This is a genomic window from Tolypothrix sp. VBCCA 56010 (assembly GCF_050875635.1).
Classification (GTDB): domain Bacteria; phylum Cyanobacteriota; class Cyanobacteriia; order Cyanobacteriales; family Nostocaceae; genus Hassallia.
Genome location: NZ_JBPAOH010000003.1, coordinates 1 through 22233 on the forward strand (window position 1 = coordinate 1; position 22233 = coordinate 22233).

Genomic DNA, 22233 nt, shown 5'->3' on the forward strand with positions numbered 1-22233 from the left:
ACAGAAAATCAGAACAAATGTATTCCAAAATACAGTTAATTAGACAGCATTCTGATTTTAAATCTGTTTTTCAAGGCGATCGCAAAAGTTTTCGGTCTACTGAAATTATTTTGGTCAATACTCGAACCAGATGGTGCAGACGTGGTAATTTCTTTATCGGCAGTAGAGGTAGTTTTTTTCCGAGTCTGCTTCTTTTTGTTCTGTGGTGGAGAATCATTAAACTGTGCTGTTTTGCTACGTCCGCGCCCTTTCTTCTCCCATGTCTGAGTAGCTTCAATATCTACCAGCATTCGACGCTCGTAAAATGGCTCGCCCAAAAGCTTAAGCGCAGTGCGGTAATAGTCAGTTCGATTAAACACCTTTTCATCCGGTGGTCGTGTTTCCATAATTAATAAGGGCAACTGAGGTACATGAGCGTTGCGGTAGCCTAAATCATTGGATGCAGTATCCGAACTATTAATCTCATTTAAGCGTCTGGCAATTTGCCGTATCATGGTCGTCTTACCTACACCACTCGGTCCATATACCAATACGTGAGCAAATCCCGCAGGCTCCCGAATTGCACGCATTAGATGCATATCAACCTGCGCCAACTGGGGATGTCTTACAGCATACTCCTTGAATTGCGTAAGTTTTTGAGCGTAAACCATCAATTGATTGCGATCGCTTCACAAATAAGATTAAAATTCATTTTAATTTATCCGATTTCCATCTTGCCCATAAGCCTGCCAAGCTAAATCTATCAGACCGTCGGCGATCGCTGCTGCTACCACAGCATTACCTTTGCGACTGTCAATTGTAATGTGAGGTACAAGAGAATCTTGCAAACGTTCTTTAGCCACATCCACATTTACAAATCCGGCTGGGGTGGCGATGATTAAAGCTGGTCGAATTTCTTCCGCTTCAATTAAATCAACAAGTGCTGTGAGAGCGGTTTGCGCTTGACCGACAATATAAATGCCTTCTGGGTAACGTTTAGCTAAAGTTTCAATTCCCCAGGCAACACGAGTTTTGTCTTTTTGAGGACGTGTCAGCGCTTCCATGCTGCAATACACCGGATTGGCAAAAGTATTTTGAATGTGTTGGGCGATACCCATTTGTACCATTGACACATCTACAACAATCGTGGTACGCGCCGCTAGTGCTGCTGCTCCCGCTTGCAAAGCACGCTCAGAAAAGCGAATCAAAGACTTATACTCAAAGTCAGCCGTAGCGTAAATTACCCGTCGGACAATTTCATACTCTGCGGGTGAAAAGACATGTTCGCCAATTTCACTATCAATGATTGCCAAACTTTGAGCATCAGTTACGTGCCATTCCATCGGTATCAGCAAAAAGAGAGCTTTCAGCTTACAGCTTATCAGCAATAGAGAGGCGCGGAGTTAGGAGTTATGAGTTGTAGAGACGCGACCGATCGCGTCTGTACAGGAGGAGCAAAGTTAGGACTCAGCACTAGGAGAAGACCGGCTGAAAACAACTGAGAGATAGGCAACTAACGCACCAATGAGAAAACCGGAGATATTACGAACTATAGGTAGCCATTCCTGCGTCCGCGTTACTACTGGTCCAATACCGAAGGCAATAAACAAAATTCCCCACAAAGGCGAGAAAATTAAAGCCCATTGCCAAGCAAATGCTTGTTTATCGCTGCGGGGTTGACCTGCAAATCCACAAATTACCCCACCAAGTATAGAGCTAATCAGGGTGAGAATCCACTGCTCTCGTGGTAGTCCGGGAACGGCAATGCAACCACCTTTAAGCAAACAGCCTTTAACTGATTGTAAGGCTTGGAGAATCGCTTGGTCTTCGCCTTCTTCTCGGACAAAGTACAAGTTACCGAAGCGGGTTTGTAATTCGATCCAAAAAGTGCGCGGTAGAAGTTCATAAACTGCATCGCCGACACTAAAGCTGAGGATGTTACCCCCACGGGAATCGGCAACTAGCAAAATGCTTTTGTCATCCAAACCCCAAAATTTAATTACAGCGCGACCTGGGGTGCGATCGTATTGAGTCAAAACTCTCAGTTTCCAGCCGGTTTCAGCTTGAAATTGATTTAGGTCATTGACAAGCTGTTGTTCTTGAATGTCGGTGAGAGTTTTGGCTAAGTCTACAACTGGGGTTGGTTTGTCAGGTAGTAACTCAGGATTGTTATAAGCCAGTGCGCTTTGGGAATGCATCACCCAAATTGACCCAACCAAGAAAAATACAGTAATCGATACCAGAATTCGTCGCCAAAAACAATTCTGCATGGACGTTTTTATACAAATTTCAACAGTAGACGTAAAGAAGTTGTTTTAAAAGAATACGGTAAAAGTGATACTTCTTTACACTTGTTTACTTTACTCTAATCTAATGGTGTAGATCAAAGCATTGTTTCACATCCTCATTTTTGGGGCAATGGGCAATTGTTTAATGGGCAATGGGCATGGGGCATTGGGGAGCCAGTGCGTTGGGCGGGTTTCCCGACTTGAAGCATCTGGCGTCATTGGGAATTGGGCAATGGGCCCTATCGCAATGGGCAATGGGAATAGGTTTGGCTGTGCGCCCAAAGGAGGTCACGAACGCTATCTGCACCTGCCGATCCGTTGGGCATTCATGAGCGAATTGGGAATTAAAGAAGAAATAGTTCGCTCATCGTGAATAAATACGATTCTTTCCATGCCCGATGCCCACTTGGACGATGCCCACTTGGACGATGCCCGATGCCCCATGCCCTAGTCCTCAGACCATTCCTCAGCGGCAGTGGATTGAGGCAACGAATCTTCATCATCGAAATCCCAGTTAGCAGCGTCATTGTAATTGTTGTCATTGCGTTGGCGTTGCCTCTTGGCTTCTCGTTCTCGCAACGTCAGCGCTGATGAGGCATTGGGTGACAAACGGTCAACTTGTCGTTTGGGAGATTTTTGGCGTGTAAACGTTTTCCAGGCTGCTTTCACGCCAACAAATATGCTGCGCGTACCTATTTGAACGTTTTGCGCTTGCTTTCTGGCACCATCCAGGCTTTGATCGACTTGTTGAACAACTTGACTAGCACTTTTGACACCTTCACTGACATCATCAGTCAAGTCAGTGATTTCCATACCAGTGGTGCGGATAGCATTTAGAGTCGGTGGTAACTCTCGTGAGAGGGTATCAAATAATTTTTCAGCACTGCGGGCGGCTCTAGCTAATTCCTGCAAAGCTGGTATAGCCGCTATTAAAACAGCAGTTAAACTAACGGCGACCAAAAGAATCGATAGTCCCAGCCAAAACAGGGGGTCAATCACAGTTATGCTATTTATGGGCGATCTAGATTTGATGTTCGGGAATCGGAATTTTCTACTTGCACTTTTGCAGCGCTTCGGTTTTCTTGTGCGCTTTTTTGCTTCAAGACTTGGCTTTCTCGCGCAGTTGCATCTATCCCCGAGGCGATCGCATCTCGCAATCGATCCAATGTCTCATCCCAGTTTTTCATTGCGCTGGTAGACAGACGATCTGCCTGAATCTGGACGCTTGTTGATAAATCTTCTGCCAATTCTGGCAAAGCATCGGCAGATTTCTTTAATATTTTCCGCGTTTCGCGCCCTGTGCGTGGAGCTGCCAGTAAACCGGTCAAAGCACCGATGGTAGCTCCCAACATCAAACCGCCAATAAATACTCCAGAACGGTTGTTAGACATCTTCTTATTTTTCTCCTTACACCCATTTTAGGTGGGTTTTCACGCCTTGCAAGTCAAAATAATTTTACTTATCTTTTTTCAGTGACAATATCCTAGCTGGAATTGTTGCCTTTATTTCTCAATTGATTTTACTACTATCTTTTTCTTAAATTTTGTTCCTAACCCACGTTTAACAAAATAGCGCCCGTGAATTTGCTGTCCCACAAGCAGCAGGCTGAAGATTTGCCGCACTTGTTGAATTTGTACTTGTATCGAGTGGTTTCCCTGGCGCAAGTTGTGGATATTCTGCTGTCGTATAGAAATATTGGACGGTGCTTTGTCAAGTACCGCATGAGTGCAGCGTTCAGCAGCAGTTAACTGATTGGCTATGTTCGCCAACCGCTTTTTAAGTTGCCACACTCGCCGAGCGATATAAAGTAATATTAAGGAAATGACAGTATTAATAATAACAACTACTGTTACCATTTTTTACCTGGGGTAGATGCTTTCAGGGAGCTTGTTTTCAACAAACCCCTATTAATGATAGCGACAGCACCAAAAATATAGATCCAAATCTTCAGTAATCATAAACTAATAAATCATCAGCCCGATTTCTTGAAGAAATCGGGCTGATAGCAATACAAGCATTCTCACAAGTCAAGTAGGATTGCTATAGCTCAATACGCTTGGTATTAAGACTTGATCCTCCCTAACCCTCCTTAAAAAGGAGGGAATTAAGCCCCCCTTTTTAAGGGGAGCCACTTGCACAGTCAGGGTTTCCCACGCCAGTCCGCACAACGGGGCGGCACGTTTTGGGGGGAAGCTTCCCCCCAAAAGCTGCCTTGGGAAAATACGCAAGCAACTGGCTCGACTTGAGCAAAGTGGCGTGGGTTGGGGGGATTTACCAGAATCGAACAACACTAACACCAAGCGTATTGTGCTATAGCTTGCGATTAGCCGATTGTATTTGTACCTGGTATGTAGTAAGTAAGTGGGTTGAATTAAATATAAAACCACCTGCGGGTGTGTTAACTTATTTCATTACGGCAGCTTGGACTAATAATGGTGCGTTAAACTTCGTTATAACGCACCCTACTTGTTTTTTTCCCATGCTTTATGCTTTTTGCCCAACCTTAAGGAGTGATGTTTAATTGTACCGATTACTTACAAATATCAATTTGTTCTTGCCCAGCGAGTTCCTCTCCAAATACTAATAAACAAACCACTAGCAACTAAAGCTCCCAAATTCCATTTGACAGAAGACTTAATTAAACTTAAACCTCGAGAAGATTGAGTTGCTTCAGCTTGAGTTTGAATTTGTTTCTTAGCTTGAGAAACTTGTGACAATACTTGAGTTTTTAATTCGTCAGGATTTTTACCTTCTAATGAGCGACCTTGGCTTTTGATAAAATTATCAATTTGTTGCGGTGTAGCTTGATTCAGTTGCTTTTCAAACTGTTCGGCTTGAGATATTTGTTGCTTAGATAAAGTACTAATTTGAGCGGCACTTTGATTATTGAGCCGGAGAGTGTTACCAATTCCTAAAGGAATTAGTAAGAAAAACAATAAGGCAAATAACAAAGTTAACCAAGATAATAACTTTAATATAAGGAATTCCCATTTCGTTCGCGAATTCATTTCTCCAAAAAATACCAACACCAAACCGATTAACGGCACGGGTACTCGTTCAACCAGCGCTCCAAAAGTTTTAAATTCCCAAGCGGGGTTCATAAAGTTGGGTGGAACAAACATCTCAACGATGTCAAAAAGTGCTAATAATAGCAGACCATAGCCAAGCGATCGCAAAATAGTCATCGACCCTTGCTGACTAAAAGCAAACGCCTGTAACTCTTGTACTATGGGAGTAAATCTATCACTATTTGATTTAGTCATTTTGTTAGTTGTTGGTTGTTGGTTGTTGGTTGTTATTTGTTAGTTGTTATTTGTTAGTTGCTAGTTGATGTTATTTGACCACTATCCACTATCCCCTAACACCTATCCACTAACAACTATCGACTAACCACTATCCACTATCCACTTCAAAGTTTGGGAAAGCGGGGTTGCCACCATTGATGCCAGGAAAACCAGGCGTTTTCCAGTTTTTTGTAAGCAGCTTCTGGGGTAGAATTCTGTACAGGAATCGACAAATGCGCCCATAAACAACGTTTATCTTCGATTGGCTTTTTGCCCAGTAACCAAGGTAATAGGCGCTCTGTAGGGCGATCGTATAAAGACCGATTTTGGGTAAACTGTTTATAAGTGAACGTACTGTTCCCTTGTGGGTTAATACAGGCACTCAAATATGCTCGTCCTTTGTCAACCCCAAGCCCGTAGTAACCTACTTTATCTTGCTGACGCACCGCAGCAGAGGATGAAATCGAAGTGTATTCTTCGATAAGTTTGCTAACATCAAAAATTGTCACATAGCGCATTTCGATATTTAAGGACTGGTCTTTTTGAATGTATTGATAATGCTTTTGGGCAATGAGATTAGAATGTTCTTTAGTTAATGTTGGCTGGGAATATTTTGTATTTAACTGCCATTCTGATAATGGTACTGCATCTGGAAAAACCAAGGGGGTAAGCGTGCTTTTTTCGGCTTTGGGAAATAGAATGACTTTGCCCAAAACTAAAAAGACACCGCTAAAGGTGAGAGCCAAAAGTGGAAGGCGAAATTGTTTCCAAATAATCATCACCTTATTGAAGACTTGTGCTGTTTGTTTTTTGTTTCATTGATATTTAGTATAAACCAGCAAAATAAACCAAAAAATATGACAGCAATCATGGAAAAAATTAAAGAACCATCTCCATGATGCCAATATTCAAATGCTTCCGGATTGCCTTTTGCGACTATAACACCCATGACAGCAACTCGTACCCCATTGACGATAAATCCCAAAGTTGCCGCTACTATCGGCGCAAGAATTTTTTGCTGCCGATTTAGAGGAAACATTAAAATAAAAATTATTGCTAAACCCAATTGTTGGAAGATGATTTGTACACCAGAACAGCCACTAGCTACTTCTATACTTCCTGTTGGCAGATAAATGTTTACTCCAGAGCGAGTAATTTCAAAACCTGTGTACCAAAGGATAAAAGCGGCTAGTTTTGCCGTGAGTAAAGTTATATGCTTAATCAGGAATGATGGTAATAGTTTGGGTGCGCCAAGAAAAAACAGTGCTAGCAATTCTCCTTTATATTGTTTTAATCCGCGAAAGCCAGAAGCTAGCAAGGCAAGACCAAGGGCAAGAATGAAAGGAGAGAGAAATAGAAAGCCACCAAAACTTGTTAAAGATGCGCTTTTGAAAAGTATAATTGCAATGATTGACAGACCCAAAAAGCTGGGTAAAACTCCGCTTTCTAGATTTAAGCTGTGGCGTTTTTCCCAAATGAGAGAAGAGACAGCTATCCAAAATAAAAGACTGCTTCCTAAAAGACTAGGAATATTTGATTTCCAAGTTAAAGTTATGTGAATTGCAATTAAGCCTGCGCCTATTGCTAATAGCCAGAATTGGGCATTTTTTAAACGACTGACTGGGGTCAGGTGGATGGATTTCATGTAGATGTAGCGGCAGTTTCAGCTAATATTTAATAGGTAATGGGGAATCGGTAATGGGGAATCGGTAATGGGGAATGGGGATTTTCAGGGGGGAAAAGAGGTGCATGGGAAAGGGGAAAAGAACGCTTTCCCAATTACCAATTACCACGCTATTACCAATTACCAATTCGCTATTACCAATTACCAATTCCCAATTCGCTATTACCAATTCCCAATTTGCTTGTTAAACCTACTTAGGTTAGACTTTGGCGGCTTCTTTTTGTTGCTGCTGGCGTTTGCGACGTAAAGCTACACCGATACCACCGGCAGTTAATGAACCTAAGATGGTAAAAGGTTCGGGTACTGGCTCAGATGGTGTGGAAGCTTTGAATTTGCTGGTTACAAACAGACCATACACATTATCATCATTACTTGGGTTTTTAGTATTCAACTCGACGAACGTATCACCTGCTTTGATAAAAGGAGTGGCATCTGCGCTATTACCAAGGGCTAGATTATAAAGTTCATCATCAGTGCGAGGACCGCCAGAATCAGAGGCAAACGGATCTGGGTTAGTAGGACTATCGCCAATACCGCCGGCGGTGATTAGAGCACCATTAGCTCCCTCCCCATCATCTTGACCACCAGCAGAGCTGGTCAAGCGACGAGAAGTAGTAGAGTTTGTCGTCACGTCTACAGTGGTGAACTGACCAGATGGTTGAAAGCTGTAGCTACTGGAGAGAGATGTCAAGAAATCGCCACCGCTATAAGGTTTAGCAAAATTAAATCTTGTTGTATCACCTCCTGTAGCAAGCTCCCCATCAAGGATAAAAGACGAGAAGCCAGTGGTGCTGGCATCTTTATAAGCTACAACCAAAGTTTCTCCATCATTGTCTCCTAGCTCCTCAATAGTATGATTCTGCAAACCACCCAACGTACCAAGGATGTTGGTGACATCCCAAACTCTGGTAGTTGCTGGGTTCGCGTCAGGTATAAGCAAGTTTGAGTCAGCAACCTTCAACAAATTCCCGTTCAGTTTCACATCATTTACAGGACTTAAATCCCAAACAGAAGACGCATAAAGGTAGGCTTTGAGGATAGTTGCACCTACAGGTACGTTTGTTTGCAATGAGCCGTTGTTGCTGGTGCTACCAAAAGCGTCTACAGAGAGTGCCGCATCTTGGAAGGTATCACGAGCTATCAAGGCTGCGGATGCTGGCAAACTTGAGCCAACGAATCCAAAACCGACACCTAGTACTGCAAGTGTTTTTAGACTAGTTTTCCGTATTCCCAGTCTGGATTTGCTTTGAGGGACATTCCCCATCTGAATGCTAAATGCGCCCACAGCAATAGATTTTGCTTTAGAACCAGCTTTGCGTAACTTCTTTCTAACTTGAAATCTTGTCATTAAACTCACTTCCATACATAGGTAAAGGTTGATGGTAGATTTACCCGGTAGTGAGATTCGCTCTTTATCTCAAAGTTGCTGCACAAACTCCCGCAAGAGGCATTTACGCGGCGATAGGTGGGTGCTGTTTGTCACAAGAAAGCGCAGATACGACTTAAGTCTTTAATCTGGCTTTGACTTCGAGTTGCTGGCGATGTCTTCAGTGTTTCTTCTCGAGTTGCACAGTAATCAGTGTTGCTAGTTAGGTAGAAAAAATCAACTAGTAGAGGCTTGTCTTAATGAAATCTTTAAACTAGTGGAGGTTACTTTTAGATATATTCACCTACCAAAAGTTAGATTTTATAAGGGTTGTAGCCTAAATTTAGTTGTTTGTTGTATAAAATTTGTGTGAATACTCTTTAAATTGTAGTAAATTACTTAGTATTTTCTAATGTGCGTTTTCATACTTACATGTTGCACCACAACGCCGTCACCCTAGAAGGGTGCGGCTATACGTACAAAGCCTGCGTAGGCAGGCTTCAAAAACCTTAATTTTCCCTAGTTTTGTAGGGGAGCCACTGCGTTGCGGAGGCAGTGCGTTGCGGTGAGACCAGCGAGAAAGGGAGGGTTTCCCTCGTGCCGGCAAGGAGCGAACCCGCTCGTGAGGTCACGAACGTTATAGCACCTGCCGTCGGGTTTCCCGCGCTATCTGCAAGTGGCGTTGTGTTATGCCGTAGGAAGATCGCACCATCCTAGATTTTCGGTGCGTTAGGACGTTCCGTCCATAACGCACCCTACCAGATTATACTTGTATCTGTTTTAAGCACTCTCCGTGCTTACTACGAAAAAAATTAAGGTGGGATATTATACCCCACCTTATTTAATCACAACTTACACACAACTCAAAAAGGAAGCTATTATTTGTGATGACCACCCAGCCATTTGGCTGCTGCGATTCCCAAAACGGCTGCGACGACGGGGTTGCTGAGAAACTTGAGAATACCTGGTTGCTCGGCTAGGACTTCGCGGAATATGTCGGGATGGTTGTGATATGCGAAGGATGCGAGTTTGCTGACATCATCAGCGCTCATGCGACCGGCATGATGAGTGGAAAGTCCAAGCTGCTGCTCTAGATGACGCTCGTCCAATCCTCTTTGCTTGAGGTGTTTGAAAAACGATCGCGCTACATCATCGCGTTCGTTAGGTTTAATTTGCGCGATCGCCTTCTGCAATTCCGGTTCCATTTGGCTGGTTGGAATGCGATCGGGATGCAAAGATTTACCAAACATCTGACGACGTTCATCTGTAGTTGTCCGTTGAGCAAAATCGTCAAAGTTTTGATATTGCTTTGATGGATCTACTGGCGCATCATCCAACGATTCTACATTTCCCTGAGCCAAGTCGTTCATTATTTGACGCTTGTACTGATCGCTACTTGACACTTTACTTACCTCCATTATTCCGAAAGCTCATAGCTTTCTTTGTCAAATTTCCACGCAGCAACTAATTAACGTGCATTTATGTTGCTTGCTTTGATTTTTTCTTGGTAATTGTAAATTGGTAAAAACCCATTACCTATTACCAATTACCAATTACCGCGTTCCCCATGACCAATATCGAGTAATTAGGCGTTATACTCAATTTTATTGGTCTGAACATCATACTTAGTCGTCAAAATCAATTTCTTATCAGGTGCATAAACCAAAACTGTTAAGTCTTGATTGGGGAAATTCTTCCGGAAACCTTGCGCTAAAGATTTTGCCAAGTCTCGCACTTCGTTAGGACGAACTTGAGGGGAAATCACAACACCTAGTTTGTTATTATCACGCACGTAAGCATCACGAATTAATCCCTTCGATGATTGCACAACCCAGTCACCAAAGGTTTGTCCTGTGGGGGTATTTCCTCGCTCTAGTTCGGCGTAAGCTGTAGTTGTACCAATTGCTGGTTGATTAGTTGTGCGGTCAAGTTGTGCTACATTACCGCTACTGCAAGCAGTACTTATTGTCAGAACTAAAATCAAGACAAAAGCTGTCAAGATTTTCCGACCCCGCTGAAGCAGAATCATTTTTGTATCCTCCCAAAAATTACATTTGCGATCGGACAAAATATAGTAATCCTATCTAAGGTTTTTTAAACCCATGTTTTTCTAGCAACTACACTATATTTACGATTCGTTTAGGATTGCTATATTTCTTCTTTAACTGATGAATTTATTACTTTGCAGGTCTATTCATTACAACAATTTTCACATTAAGAAACTGCATTACTGCCGCAGAGACGTTTCACCGAAACGTCTCTACAGTAATTTATATATCTGAAAATCGCTGTTGGTAGTAAGCATCCCTTAATTTTTGAATTTAGTCTGCACATCTATCCTTTGCACCTTTATCCCCCATTCAAGGGGGATAAAAGGAGTGTGGGGATTTACGTTTTTCAGCCATCCAGTCAGGGAATGCACCCTATCCTACAGACCTTCAAACAAAAGCATTCTGCTTAGTCAATTGCTTTTTTGACGTTATCTTTTACGTCTTCAACACCGTGACGTACTTCGCTTTCGGCTTGCTTTGCTTTGCCTTCTGCTTTATCTTCTGGGTCGCCGGTAACATTTCCTAGAGCTTCTTGAGCTTTACCTTCTACATTTTTAGCAGCAGCTTTAGCGCGATCTTCTATGCTCATTTTTGTTGTCCTTATGAAGAATAGTTTTTATTTCAAAGCTTATTGAGAACTTTGAAATTGTTTTTTATCACTATTACAAACTACCTTAATGTTTTTACTGTAGCCTTCCGTCACAAGATATATTAGTTATCTATGCTGAAAGAGGGAGATAAGAAAATCAACAAGAACTAAGGTACTAAGAACAAATATAGCTATAGCAATCTGTTTAAAGTAGATCCCCGACTTCGAGCGAGAAGTCGGGGATCTGAATAATTGTTAACTATTTAGCTATTTAATAAAAAACTCGGTTTCTCTGCGGAACCGAGTTGATAAAGTTCTAAGTATTATTTTTATTTAATCCAGAAAACCCATTATACTATCTGGATCGTCAATCGTATTTGATGCTACTGGACGATCGCCCATTGCCGAGTAAGTTTGCGAAATTACTAATCCACTTGAGGTGATTGGACGAATCCCAGAATCGTAAACACTTTCAACAATTTCCATTGTATTCTCACCAATTGGACGAATTCCGGAAGCGTTCATTGTATGAGCAACATGCAAATCACCCGCGCTAGTTGGACGTACATGAGAGATAGCTAGTGTGTCATGAACTTCTACATTTGGTGACTCTAGCTTCACTGGTTTATTATCTTGCTTTTCTGCATCTGTATTCAAGCTATTACCTTGGTTATTTTTAACTTCCACTGTCGTGTCTCCCTTTAGCTTTGCAAGCTTTTGTCTAGGACTGATGTTTTACCAGTACTACTAACGCTCATGACCTAACCCCCTCTCGATTGTTAAGTAAATTTTACAATAATTAGTGAAAAAATGAATTTTTCCTTAATATTTAAAGTGTAACCTTAAAAAAGTTGCTATGGATATATATTTATTCAAAAGATACATATAAGTAAATTTAAATAGTAAATTTTTGTAATAAAAAGTGACGTTTTATTAAGTTTATCGTTCGGGTGTGCGATCGCGTTCGGTTAGTACTCAACGTAAAACACAGTGTATTCGCTACCATGAGATAGGGTATTTATAGTACATTTGTATGACAGAATTTTGTCTTCAAGCACCGTTTGTGCCGACAGGAGATCAACCACAAGCGATCGCCCAACTTACCACGAGTATCCAAGCTAACAACCATTATCAAACTTTACTGGGAGCGACGGGAACAGGCAAGACATTTACAGTCGCATCAGTAATTGAGAAGGTAGGGAAACCCACACTTGTATTAGCGCATAATAAAACCCTCGCCGCACAACTTTGTAACGAGTTGCGGGAATTCTTTCCCCACAACGCAGTCGAGTACTTCGTCAGCTACTACGACTACTATCAGCCAGAAGCTTATATTCCCGTCACCGATACATATATAGAAAAGACAGCTTCGATTAACGATGAAATTGACATGTTGCGTCACTCAGCGACGCGATCGCTTTTTGAACGTCGCGATGTCATCGTTGTTGCTTCCATCAGCTGCATCTACGGTTTAGGAATTCCCTCAGAATACCTCAAAGCTGCCATTCCCTTTCAAGTGGGTATGGAAGTTAATCAACGCGAGATTTTACGAGATTTAGCATCAGTTCAATATAGCCGCAACGATATAGAAATGGGTCGCGGTAAATTTCGCGTTCGAGGTGATGTTTTAGAAATTGGTCCAGCTTACGAAGATAGAATTATTCGCGTTGAATTCTTTGGCGATGAAATTGACGCAATTCGTTACGTCGATCCGGTGACGGGTGAAATCATTAAAAGTATACAAGCGGTGAATATCTATCCAGCGCGTCACTTTGTCACTCCAGAAGAAAGATTGCAAATCGCTTGTGATGAAATTCAAGCAGAATTAAAACAACGCAAAGCCGAATTAGAAGAAGCCGGAAAATTATTAGAAGCGCAACGGATAGATCAGCGGACGCGCTATGATTTGGAAATGCTGCGCGAAGTCGGTTATTGCAACGGTGTAGAAAACTATTCTCGCCACTTAGCCGGCAGACAAGCTGGAGAACCTCCAGAATCTTTAATTGATTATTTTCCTAAAGATTGGCTGTTAGTAATCGATGAATCTCACGTTACTGTGCCACAAATTCGCGGCATGTACAACGGCGACCAAGCGAGGAAAAAAGTCTTAATTGAGCATGGATTTCGTTTACCCAGTGCTGCTGATAACCGTCCTTTGAAAGCAGAAGAATTTTGGGAAAAGGTGAATCAATGTATTTTTGTTTCTGCGACACCGGGAAATTGGGAATTAGAAGTTTCTGATAGTCATGTGGTGGAACAAGTAATTCGTCCAACCGGAGTAATCGACCCAGAAATTGTTGTGCGTCCGACAGAAGGACAAATTGATGATTTGTTAGGAGAAATTAAAGATAGAGTTGACCTTCGCGAACGGGTGTTAATTACCACATTAACTAAGCGGATGGCGGAAGATTTAACTGAGTATTTGGAAGATAATGGGATTCGGGTGCGATATTTGCATTCTGAGATTAATTCAATTCAAAGAATTGAGATAATTCAGGATTTGCGCGAAGGTAAATTTGATGTGTTGGTTGGGGTGAACTTGCTGCGGGAAGGTTTGGATTTACCGGAAGTTTCGCTGGTGGCGATTTTGGACGCAGATAAAGAAGGATTTTTGCGTGCAGAGCGATCGCTCATTCAAACTATAGGTAGAGCAGCGCGTCACATTCGCGGCAAAGCAATCATGTATGCTGATAATCTCACAGATAGCATGATTAAGGCAATTGACGAAACTGACAGGCGGCGTGGTATTCAAACAGCATACAACAAGCTGCACAACATTACACCGCAACCGATTGTGAAAAAATCGAGTAATGCGATTTTGTCATTTTTGGAAGTATCGCGGCGGTTGAATGCAACTGAGTTAGAAACGGTAGATGAACATATCGACGAATTACCGTTAGAACAAATTCCAGATTTGATTACTTTGCTAGAAGCACAGATGAAAGAAGCGGCAAAGAAATTGGAATTTGAAGAAGCAGCAAAATTGCGCGATCGTATTAAGAATTTGCGCGATAAATTAGTGGGACGTTAAGCCAAATTTATAATTAAGTAGGAATGAGCGCACTCATGTCGTCAAAGCTTGAATTTACGTAAGGGCAATTCATGAATTGCCCCTACAAGACTTTAGGAAAGCGCTCATTCCTATTAAGGACAAAACCTCACTCTTAAAGCTGATGAACGCTATCACATTGAATATCCCCAATCTGGGTGCAGAGGGATTTAAGGAACTGTGCCAAGCTAATCAAAATTTGCAGTTAGAACGTACTGCGACTGGAGAAGTCATAATTATGCCTCCAACATATCCTTGGACAGGTAAGAAAAACTCTGGTTTGAATGCTCAACTATGGAATTGGAACGATCGCACAAATAATGGTATTGTATTTGACTCTTCCAGTGGTTTTACCTTGCCTAATGGTGCAGTTTACTCACCCGATGCTTCTTGGGTAAGTAATGAAAAATGGGAGGCTTTAACCCAGATTCAACAAGAAGAATAATTTTCTCCTCTTGCACCTGATTTTGTCGTGGAATTGCGTTCTAGTAGTGATTCCCTGAAAAAACTTAGAGAAAAAATGCAAGAGTATATTAACAACGGGGTTCGTTTAGGTTGGTTGCTTGACCCGAAGAATAAAACAGTAGAAATTTATCGTTTAGAGAAAGAGGTAGAAATATTGCAATCTCCTACAACTGTATCCGGTGAAGATGTTTTACCTGGGTTTGAGTTGAATTTAAATAAAGTGTGGTAGCACTCTTCTACTCAGATATTTTCACAGATCAATTCCCCTTTCTTGCAGTCGCCTTAACAAATCTTGATAGCGCTGTCGTTCTTCCTCCAACTGAAGCTGCACTGCTTCTTTGTCCTGACGTTCAGCTTCAGCGCGTTGTCGTTCAGCTTCAGCTCGTTGACGTTCAGCTTCAGCGCGTTGTCTTTCGTGTTCTCGTATTTGATCTAGTTCTACAGAAGTGAGAAACTTTCGTCCTGAGGGAGAGAAAATTTCCAAAGTATTCGCTGTAAGTTCAAAACGTATTTCTAAGCGAGGACTAACCCAATTATTTATCTCTTCAATAACTTCTAGATTCTCTTGCTCACGCAGCAACCCAGTTAATTCATTCGTCTGTGGATCGTAGATATAATACTCTTCTACACCGTGGCGTTGATAGAACAGCAGTTTATTTGCCATATCTTTAGTTTTGTTACCGGGCGATAAAATTTCAAATACCACCTGTGGGGGAATATTATCTTCTTCCCACTGTTTATATGAACCGCGTTTTCCTTTTGGTCTACCGAACACAACCATTGCATCAGGTGCTTGTCGGACTTTCACATCGCCTTGGACAGCATACCAAAGTAAATTACCTGCCACAAAGACATTATCCTGTAATGCGAATAAGATTTCTAAATTTTCTTTAATTTTTACTCTCCATTGAAATTGTTCGGTATTATCTGCCATCGGTTGACCGTCGCTTTCAGGGTAGATGACAAGAGCGGCTGTGTCCGGCGTTAGTTGTTGTACCATGCTTACAGTACCTCTATATTTGGCGTTTTCAGGCTGATATCAGTGTAGTTGGCACTAAGAAGGGAGACTCACATCGTTGTAGATAGTAATAATGTACTATATAGTTGCTCCGCCAACACTTAGGACTCATCATCAAATTTCACCCCAAAGTCAACGCCTAACACTTCCTCTATCCGTCTTAATGTCTCTATTGGTAAAGCTTTAGTCTCTTCAGCTTCAATCCTATACCAGTTCATCGTAGTCATAGGTATCTGACGGCAAATCTCCGCTAGCGAACGATTGTCAGCAATTCTTGCTTGACGCACGCGATCGCCCAAGGAAAGGAACCTCTAGCTCTCAGGACTTACGCAACTGGCACAAGCGACAGCGCGGCGTTGCGTAAGTCCTGGATGAGTTAGACCTTGCCTACGCTGTAATTAACGGAGTTAAAACCAGAGGGGAGCGAGGAAACTACACTACAGAGCGTGTTAAATTTTACTCAAACCACGTTCCTTAACTTTTCGTTACATACATCTAAATTTTTCCGCCGACTTACTTAGTCGTTGGGGTAGTGTCTCGACGAACAGTTTCACGCGCCTTTGTGTAGGTTTACACATGAAAAGAAGGAATGGAGAGCGATCGCGCACGCCTCGCAGCCGGCTGCACTTTTTAAACCTTATGGAACAAAAAGGAAAGTACATCACCAAAAGTAAACGCTTACGCCAACTTGAAAAACAAGTTGAGGAACTTCAAAAACAAATCGAGACTTTAACCATTTATCTGGATCGAAGTCACTCTATGCTATTGCGTTCCAATCCACGTTTGGCGGAATCTTTAAAGCGCGACTGGGAAGAAATTAATCCACCACCGCCAAAACCCAAACAACCAAAACAGCGGTATAAGACATTACCTCTATTACCCCGCGCCGACGCCCGTTTTAACACGAGATTCAAACGGGCGCTTCGTCGCCTCACCCCGCCCCAACAAAGTTTAGTTGTACGTTGAGGACTCGCCTATGAAAAAATAATGCCGCTTTCTTTTTCAAATGACTACTGCAATTACAAGGTTTAATGTGGGGGATTAGCTTTAATCCCCCTTCCTCACGGGACTACCAATGAATAAAACACGACAAAAAGACACAAAAAAACCCAATTCGCTTACGTCAACGCCTTGGGCTGTACTTACTTTCAAAGAAAAAGAAATTAGGATTGTTAGTCGATTTAAGACTATGTACGATGCCACTTGTTACGCAAGTATACTCCGACAAACTAATCCGGCGGGAAGATTTGAAGTGAGATTTTTATCAAGTGAGGCTTTTTGTGCCGATTAAAAACATCACCTACAAGCGGATTAAAAATCTACGTAACTACGAGTCAATAACCCTTGAGCCGCCGCAGGCATCGCGCACCCCAATAACTAACTAGAGTGAAACATTATGGTGCAATAGATGTAGGGTGCGTTACTACATTAACGCACCCTACGGACTACTAACTCTCACGCATAGACGTTTTAGACCGAACGTCTCTACTGTGGTCTATACATCTGAAAATGGCTGTAAATCGAGAAATAACAACATCTGCACTTCCCTACTTCCTATCACCATTCGCGTAAAGTTTTGTGTACCTGCGCCAGATGCCACATATAATCATCAATTTTGTATCTGTCGGCAGCTTTAACTATGTATTTACAAGCCATTTCAACATTATTGTGAGCCTCGTAATACAATCCTAGATAAAGATGACTGTAAAACTTGCCGCGTAGACGCGCAGCGGTGAGGGAGTCGCAGGGAAAGGACGCCAATGAGCGCGTCTGCCGGGGAACCCGCATATAGCGCAGTGGCTCCGATCAACCGTCGATTGCGAACTCCCTCTCCCGTTGGGCTTGTCGTGAGACATCGCCTTCTAATTCACCAACACTTAAAATATCATCTGGCGTACAATTTTCCGCATACAAATCGTAAACGCCTGGCATTACCCGTCGCGGGTCATTTTTCACCATTAATAGAGAATTGCGTGCCTCTGCCACACCCGCAAGCCTTGCAATGCAGAGATATCGCCACACTGTTTCTTCTACATCTTCGGCGTTCACCGTCAAATCTATCTCAAATCGAAAACGTGCTTCTGTGGAATGTCATAGATGGGGAAAATCGGTACTGTGGTCAAGCTGCCTTCTTCTCACAGTATAAATTTATTTAAGTGTGCAATTAGATGTTATTTTGCACCTACACGACAAAATCCAAAATCTGCCCACTGGCTAGAAGAAACTATGTAAAAAATTCTGTATTGTGAGGCTAGTTTATCAAAAATGAGTAAAAAAGCTTGTGGTTCCAATTAGAGACAATAATCCGATAACAATCACGCCTTATGTCACTTATGGGCTGATTGCTGCCAACGTCCTTGCTTTTCTTTATGAATCAAGTCTTCCTCCCCAAGCATTAAATGGATTTTTACATTTGGCAGCTATAGTACCGCGAGAACTAACCGCCAGTTTTTCCGGAATTCCTGTAAATCAACCAGTTCCAGAGTGGGCAACCTTGATTACTTCCCAATTTCTCCACGGTGGTTTGTTGCACTTGGGCGGTAATATGTTGTTTCTCTGGATTTTTGGCAACAACATTGAAGACAGATTGGGGCATTTCAAATATTTGCTTTTCTATATATCTTGCGGTGTTTTGGCAGGGTTAAGCCAGTGGTACTTTTCACAAAGTTCTAATATTCCATCTTTGGGTGCGAGTGGAGCGATCGCCGGCGTTCTGGGTGCATACATTCTCCGCTTTCCCCAAGCGGAAATTCTCGGTGTAGTTCCTCTAGGCTTTTTCTTCCCCACCTTTAGGGTTCCAGCTTATTTCTTTCTCGGATTTTGGTTTCTCCAGCAAGCTTTCTACGGAGTCGCAAGTTTAGAAACACCGGCTAACATCGGTATGGAAAACGGCGGAATTGCTTACTGGGCACACGCCGGCGGTTTTGTGTTTGGAGCGATTCTCGGTCCTGTGTTAGGTTTGTTTAGCGATAAATCTAACGACGATTATTTGTACAGACAGTGAAATAAAGCAAATTGACAACTCAGCATAAACTTTACTCGTAGTCAGCGCTGAAGCGCTGAAGCGCTGACTACAAACTTTCATTATTATACTAACCTACTTACCAGCCAGTGAAATTCCGCACCCTTTAACAACGGCAAGACAAACAGGATATATTGCAATTAATCAATAATAAGGAAAAACACCTGTGTTTCCCCTTTACGACGAAAACCCGACGCGAATCACCCCGTATATCACCTACGGGTTGATTGGGATGAACATCTTAGTTTTTCTTCATGAAATCAGTCTGTCAGGACAAGCATTAGAGCCATTTTTAGAGATGTATGCGGTGATACCACAAGAATTAACCACCAACTTTGCCCAAGAATGGACAACCTTATTTACGTCACAATTTCTACACGGTGGCTGGTGGCACTTAATCTCGAATATGGTGTATCTCTGGGTTTTTGGCAACAATATTGAAGACCGCTTGGGTCATTTCAAGTATATAATTTTTTATTTGGCGTGCGGCGCTTTAGCTGCTATGTGCCAGTGGTTTGTGGGGGTAAATTCGCAAATTCCATCTTTGGGGGCAAGTGGTGCGATCGCCGGAATTTTAGGTGCGTACATAATCCGCTTTGCCCATGTGAGAGTTGTTACCTTAATTTTCTTAGGATTTTTCGTCACCACCATCAGAGTTCCGGCACTGGTAATCATCGGGCTTTTCTTTGTCCAGAATATTATATCTGGTTTAGCCAGCCTGCAACAAGCCGCCAACATGAGTGTAGAATCAGGCGGAGTTGCTTACTGGGCACACATCGGCGGCTTTGTCTTCGGGATAATTCTCGGTCCTGTGTTTGGCTTATTTAGGCAAAGTGAGTAGAGGAGTGGGGGAGTGGGGGAGTGGGGGAGTGGGGGAGTGGGGGCAGGGGAACCAGTGCGGTCTTGGGGTTTCCCCAAGTGAAGCATCTGGCGTGGCAGGGGAGCCAGTGCGGTCTTGGGGTTTCCCCAAGTGAAGCATCTGGCGTGGCAGGGGGACAAGGAGGACAAGGAGGCACTCTTGCAGGGGAGCCAGTGCGGTCTTGGGGTTTCCCCAAGTGAAGCATCTGGCGTGGCAGGGGGAGTTTGTCTCTCCATCTCCCCATCTCCCCATCCCCCCCTCCCCCCACTCCCCAACGCCAGGTGCACGGCTGCCGGGGAACCCGTCCAACGCACTGGTGACTCCCCACTCCCCACTCCCCTCTCCCCCTAGACATCACCCAACAGACACTTCTCGTTCCTCAGGTGGATAGACTCGTGGTGCAATTGGTTGAGGCATAGAAACGATGATATCAGCGCCATTAATAACGGTTCCCAATAGCCCCAATTCAGATTCAGTTAATTGATCGACAGCTTCACCAAGCATGTTTTCTTGTGTATAATTTGGTCGTGTTACCAGCACTATGCCATCGCTGTAAGGTTGAATTAACAAGGGGTCATTAGATAAACTGAGAGTGCCAGTATCTAAAATTACTAAATCGTAACGTTGGCGAGCATCCTCCATCAGCTTTCGCATTTCGCTAGATTCTAAAATAGCGGCAGATTGGCGCACAGGACCCGCGCTAGGAACAATGTATAAATTTTCGACTCCGGGGACTAAATAAATACATTCGCTCAAGCTGCCGTAATAGCGTAGGGGTTCAACAGTGGCATCGGCATCGAGAGTAACATTGAGGGATTGGCAACGGCTATGCGATCGCAAATCTGTTTCAATAATCAAAGTTCGTTTGCCAGCACGGGCAGAGGCAATGCCCAAATTATAAGCACTCACCGTTTTTCCTTCCAAACTGCTGGTGCTAGTAATCAATACCACCTTCAAGTTTTTCCCACCAATGCGGCGCAGATTACTGCGGAACTTTTCATAATACTCTAAATAGGGAGACTCCGCAGAAAGTATTGTTGGCACTGCATCTAAACTTAAATCATCAACTGGCATTAAAGGCAATTCGCCCAGCAAATTGACTTCTCGTTGTTTGAGGTTGTCGCGGATATCTTCTTTGGTTTTGAAAGTCCCTTCCAGCGCTCCCAACAAAAATATCACCCCACCACCAACCAACAATCCAAGTATTGCACCTACACCTAAAGTAATTGGCACATTCTTAGGCGGTTTTTGGTCGCTAATGACTACTGGTGGTCTAGCAATGCTGAGACTAGTAACAGTTTCTGCTTCTGCGGTTCTCGCATCAGCTAGCTTTGTTTGCATTTGGTCATAGACGGCTTTTTTGAGGAGAATTTCCTGTTCTATACGCGATCGCTCCAGTTGCTTATTAGGTATTAACGAATACTCCTGCCGCAATCGCGCCTCTTGTTTGATTTCGTCAGTTAGTTGCTTTCGGAGAGTATCGCGTTGGGTTTCCAAAGCCACCAGTTGATTTGCCAACAGTTGGCGGGCTGGGTCTAAATTGCTATTGCTACGAATAGCCCCAGAGTTAGGAGTCAAAGCCGCAGCCGTACCGCCACCACCTACAACCTCAGCTGCACGTTGTTGCAACAGTTTTTCGGAAGTTTCTTTCTGACGTCGCAATCCAATCATTGTTGGGTGTTCTGGGCGCAAGTCTTTTCTAAGCAATTCAATTTGCGACTCAGTTTGATAAATTTGCGCTCGCAAGTTCGCAAGAATCGGATCGGCACTCAAAGCCGAAGATACATAAGCTTGGTTAACTGTCAACCCCAGCTTATTTTGCAAACTGGCAATTTGAGCATCAATACCAGACAGCGTTAATTGAATTTGCCGTTGCTGACCTTGGCTGGTGGTAACTGCTGCCAGCAAACTGCCATTTTCAGCAGCTAATATAGCAGGTCGTTGCAGGCGATCGTACCTTTCTAATTTCTGTTCAGCAGCTTGCAATTCTACCTTCGCTCGTGGTAAACGCTCGTTAATTTTGGCAATAATTGCCTTTAATCGTCCAGTATTAATCTCACCGCTTAACTTGACCATTGCTTGCATCAACGCCAGCACAGTCTCTTGTGCCCGCTTTGGGTCACTATCTTTATATTTGATTTGAATAATTGCCGGGGCTGCTGCTTCTCCTTCCTTGGCTGCTTGGGGAACACTAAGCGCCACATTTTCACCAATTGTTTTCGGCTTGACCTTTACTTGCGTTGCCACAGATTCAATTATCTGGTCTGACAGCAAAATTTCCTGGCTGAGTTCTTGCCCTTGCTGCTGGATTTGCGTACCAGTTGCTGAGAAAGAAACTGGCGGACGAGTGTAGGCAAGTGCAGCACTGGCTAGATAGCTAGGGGCTGGATCTGGTTGCACAGCTACCAGAGTTGACCCCGCTACAACTAAACCAAAACTGGCTAATCCAATCCACTTGTATTTATCAAAAGCAATAAGATAGCGCTTAACAATCGGTGGAGCCATGACAATAATCAATTCTTAGGCAGGTTTTAGCAGAAAGGCAGAAGCACGAACCAGATAAATCACATCTTTTACTT

The 22233-nt window shown here is 43.0% G+C and carries 27 protein-coding genes and 2 pseudogenes; 8 read left to right on the forward strand and 21 right to left on the reverse strand.

Annotated elements, in window-relative coordinates:
- Nucleotides 1–35: 35 nt before the first annotated feature.
- The 11 genes from AABK37_RS01255 to crtA all read right to left on the reverse strand — a co-directional run bounded on the left by AABK37_RS01255 (nt 36) and on the right by crtA (nt 7196).
- Entirely contained in the window at nt 36–650 is a 615-nt protein-coding gene (locus AABK37_RS01255) for an AAA family ATPase (RefSeq protein WP_432549805.1), read from the reverse strand.
- Between the two features lie 42 nt (nt 651–692).
- Nucleotides 693–1322, reverse strand: coding sequence for a precorrin-8X methylmutase (locus AABK37_RS01260; protein ID WP_432549806.1), 630 nt, complete (start codon nt 1320–1322; stop codon nt 693–695).
- A gap of 117 nt (nt 1323–1439) precedes the next feature.
- Nucleotides 1440–2249, reverse strand: coding sequence for a TPM domain-containing protein (locus tag AABK37_RS01265; protein ID WP_432549807.1), 810 nt, complete (start codon nt 2247–2249; stop codon nt 1440–1442).
- 160 nt (nt 2250–2409) lie between these two features.
- Entirely contained in the window at nt 2410–2559 is a 150-nt protein-coding gene (locus AABK37_RS01270; protein WP_432549808.1) for a hypothetical protein, read from the reverse strand.
- A 5-nt stretch (nt 2560–2564) separates the two neighbouring features.
- Nucleotides 2565–2711, reverse strand: coding sequence for a hypothetical protein (locus AABK37_RS01275; RefSeq protein WP_432549809.1), 147 nt, complete (start codon nt 2709–2711; stop codon nt 2565–2567).
- 3 nt (nt 2712–2714) lie between these two features.
- Nucleotides 2715–3266 (reverse strand): DUF948 domain-containing protein, encoded by a 552-nt coding sequence (locus AABK37_RS01280; protein ID WP_432549810.1) that lies wholly within the window; start codon nt 3264–3266, stop codon nt 2715–2717.
- 11 nt (nt 3267–3277) lie between these two features.
- Nucleotides 3278–3658: a YtxH domain-containing protein gene (locus tag AABK37_RS01285; protein ID WP_432549811.1), complete on the reverse strand. Its 381-nt coding sequence runs from the start codon at nt 3656–3658 to the stop codon at nt 3278–3280.
- A gap of 111 nt (nt 3659–3769) precedes the next feature.
- The gene (locus AABK37_RS01290) at nt 3770–4123 is read right to left on the reverse strand and encodes a hypothetical protein (RefSeq protein ID WP_432549812.1); all 354 of its coding nucleotides are present in this window, start codon (nt 4121–4123) and stop codon (nt 3770–3772) included.
- A 687-nt stretch (nt 4124–4810) separates the two neighbouring features.
- Nucleotides 4811–5530 carry an HpsJ-like protein, cyanoexosortase A-associated gene (hpsJ-A, locus tag AABK37_RS01295; RefSeq protein ID WP_432549813.1) on the reverse strand — a complete coding sequence of 240 codons (720 nt, stop codon included), beginning with the start codon at nt 5528–5530 and terminating at the stop codon, nt 4811–4813.
- Nucleotides 5531–5676: 146 nt separating this feature from the next.
- Nucleotides 5677–6330 carry a cyanoexosortase A system-associated protein gene (locus AABK37_RS01300; protein WP_432549814.1) on the reverse strand — a complete coding sequence of 218 codons (654 nt, stop codon included), beginning with the start codon at nt 6328–6330 and terminating at the stop codon, nt 5677–5679.
- Nucleotides 6330–7196, reverse strand: a complete 867-nt coding sequence (gene crtA, locus AABK37_RS01305; protein WP_432549815.1) for a cyanoexosortase A — start codon at nt 7194–7196, stop codon at nt 6330–6332. Before crtA ends, AABK37_RS01300 begins: the two co-directional genes overlap by 1 nt.
- Nucleotides 7197–7263: 67 nt before the next feature.
- Between crtA and AABK37_RS01310 the strand changes: the two genes are divergently transcribed.
- Nucleotides 7264–7482, forward strand: a complete 219-nt coding sequence (locus AABK37_RS01310) for a hypothetical protein (protein WP_432549816.1) — start codon at nt 7264–7266, stop codon at nt 7480–7482.
- Here the strand turns inward: AABK37_RS01310 and AABK37_RS01315 are convergent.
- The 5 genes from AABK37_RS01315 to AABK37_RS01335 form a co-directional block, all read right to left on the reverse strand.
- Nucleotides 7435–8583, reverse strand: coding sequence for a PEP-CTERM sorting domain-containing protein (locus AABK37_RS01315; RefSeq protein ID WP_432549817.1), 1149 nt, complete (start codon nt 8581–8583; stop codon nt 7435–7437). The genes AABK37_RS01310 and AABK37_RS01315 overlap by 48 nt on opposite strands.
- 896 nt (nt 8584–9479) lie before the next feature.
- Nucleotides 9480–10004: a hypothetical protein gene (locus tag AABK37_RS01320; RefSeq protein ID WP_432549818.1), complete on the reverse strand. Its 525-nt coding sequence runs from the start codon at nt 10002–10004 to the stop codon at nt 9480–9482.
- A gap of 182 nt (nt 10005–10186) precedes the next feature.
- Nucleotides 10187–10630, reverse strand: a complete 444-nt coding sequence (locus AABK37_RS01325) for a hypothetical protein (protein WP_432549819.1) — start codon at nt 10628–10630, stop codon at nt 10187–10189.
- A 428-nt stretch (nt 10631–11058) separates the two neighbouring features.
- Nucleotides 11059–11241 (reverse strand): CsbD family protein, encoded by a 183-nt coding sequence (locus AABK37_RS01330; RefSeq protein ID WP_432549820.1) that lies wholly within the window; start codon nt 11239–11241, stop codon nt 11059–11061.
- A gap of 333 nt (nt 11242–11574) precedes the next feature.
- On the reverse strand, nt 11575–11928 hold the full coding sequence (locus AABK37_RS01335) for a hypothetical protein (RefSeq protein WP_432549821.1): 354 nt from the start codon (nt 11926–11928) through the stop codon (nt 11575–11577).
- Nucleotides 11929–12274: 346 nt separating this feature from the next.
- Between AABK37_RS01335 and uvrB the strand changes: the two genes are divergently transcribed.
- Together uvrB and AABK37_RS01345 are read left to right on the forward strand one after the other, a co-directional pair.
- Nucleotides 12275–14272, forward strand: a complete 1998-nt coding sequence (gene uvrB / locus AABK37_RS01340; protein WP_432549822.1) for an excinuclease ABC subunit UvrB — start codon at nt 12275–12277, stop codon at nt 14270–14272.
- A 142-nt stretch (nt 14273–14414) separates the two neighbouring features.
- Nucleotides 14415–14984 (forward strand): annotated as a pseudogene (locus AABK37_RS01345) (Uma2 family endonuclease).
- Nucleotides 14985–15005: 21 nt separating this feature from the next.
- On the opposite strand, the gene AABK37_RS01350 reads toward AABK37_RS01345, so the two are convergent.
- Both AABK37_RS01350 and AABK37_RS01355 read right to left on the reverse strand, forming a co-directional pair.
- The gene (locus AABK37_RS01350) at nt 15006–15755 is read right to left on the reverse strand and encodes a Uma2 family endonuclease (protein WP_432549823.1); all 750 of its coding nucleotides are present in this window, start codon (nt 15753–15755) and stop codon (nt 15006–15008) included.
- 119 nt (nt 15756–15874) lie between these two features.
- The gene (locus AABK37_RS01355; RefSeq protein ID WP_432549824.1) at nt 15875–16072 is read right to left on the reverse strand and encodes a helix-turn-helix domain-containing protein; all 198 of its coding nucleotides are present in this window, start codon (nt 16070–16072) and stop codon (nt 15875–15877) included.
- A 277-nt stretch (nt 16073–16349) separates the two neighbouring features.
- Here AABK37_RS01355 and AABK37_RS01360 point away from each other — a divergent pair, with 277 nt between their 5' ends.
- The gene (locus tag AABK37_RS01360) at nt 16350–16739 is read left to right on the forward strand and encodes a hypothetical protein (RefSeq protein WP_432549825.1); all 390 of its coding nucleotides are present in this window, start codon (nt 16350–16352) and stop codon (nt 16737–16739) included.
- 840 nt (nt 16740–17579) lie between these two features.
- Here the strand turns inward: AABK37_RS01360 and AABK37_RS01365 are convergent.
- Nucleotides 17580–17855: pseudogene (locus AABK37_RS01365) on the reverse strand (hypothetical protein); the annotation flags it as partial.
- Here AABK37_RS01365 and AABK37_RS01370 point away from each other — a divergent pair.
- From AABK37_RS01370 to AABK37_RS01380, 3 genes are all read left to right on the forward strand, one after another.
- Nucleotides 17849–17929, forward strand: a complete 81-nt coding sequence (locus AABK37_RS01370; RefSeq protein ID WP_432549936.1) for an MEKHLA domain-containing protein — start codon at nt 17849–17851, stop codon at nt 17927–17929. The pseudogene AABK37_RS01365 and the gene AABK37_RS01370 sit on opposite strands and share 7 nt — an antisense overlap.
- 125 nt (nt 17930–18054) lie before the next feature.
- Nucleotides 18055–18777, forward strand: a complete 723-nt coding sequence (locus AABK37_RS01375) for a rhomboid family intramembrane serine protease (protein WP_432549826.1) — start codon at nt 18055–18057, stop codon at nt 18775–18777.
- A gap of 184 nt (nt 18778–18961) precedes the next feature.
- Entirely contained in the window at nt 18962–19636 is a 675-nt protein-coding gene (locus AABK37_RS01380; protein WP_432549827.1) for a rhomboid family intramembrane serine protease, read from the forward strand.
- On the opposite strand, the gene AABK37_RS01385 is transcribed toward AABK37_RS01380, so the two are convergent.
- Entirely contained in the window at nt 19616–19765 is a 150-nt protein-coding gene (locus AABK37_RS01385; RefSeq protein WP_432549828.1) for a hypothetical protein, read from the reverse strand. The two genes, AABK37_RS01380 and AABK37_RS01385, sit on opposite strands and share 21 nt — an antisense overlap.
- On the opposite strand from AABK37_RS01385, the gene AABK37_RS01390 reads away from it, so the two are divergent.
- Nucleotides 19766–20005 carry a hypothetical protein gene (locus AABK37_RS01390; RefSeq protein WP_432549829.1) on the forward strand — a complete coding sequence of 80 codons (240 nt, stop codon included), beginning with the start codon at nt 19766–19768 and terminating at the stop codon, nt 20003–20005. It abuts the gene before it with no gap.
- 3 nt (nt 20006–20008) lie between these two features.
- On the opposite strand, the gene AABK37_RS01395 is transcribed toward AABK37_RS01390, so the two are convergent.
- The gene (locus tag AABK37_RS01395) at nt 20009–22159 is read right to left on the reverse strand and encodes a GumC family protein (RefSeq protein ID WP_432549830.1); all 2151 of its coding nucleotides are present in this window, start codon (nt 22157–22159) and stop codon (nt 20009–20011) included.
- Nucleotides 22160–22233 lie beyond the last annotated feature (74 nt).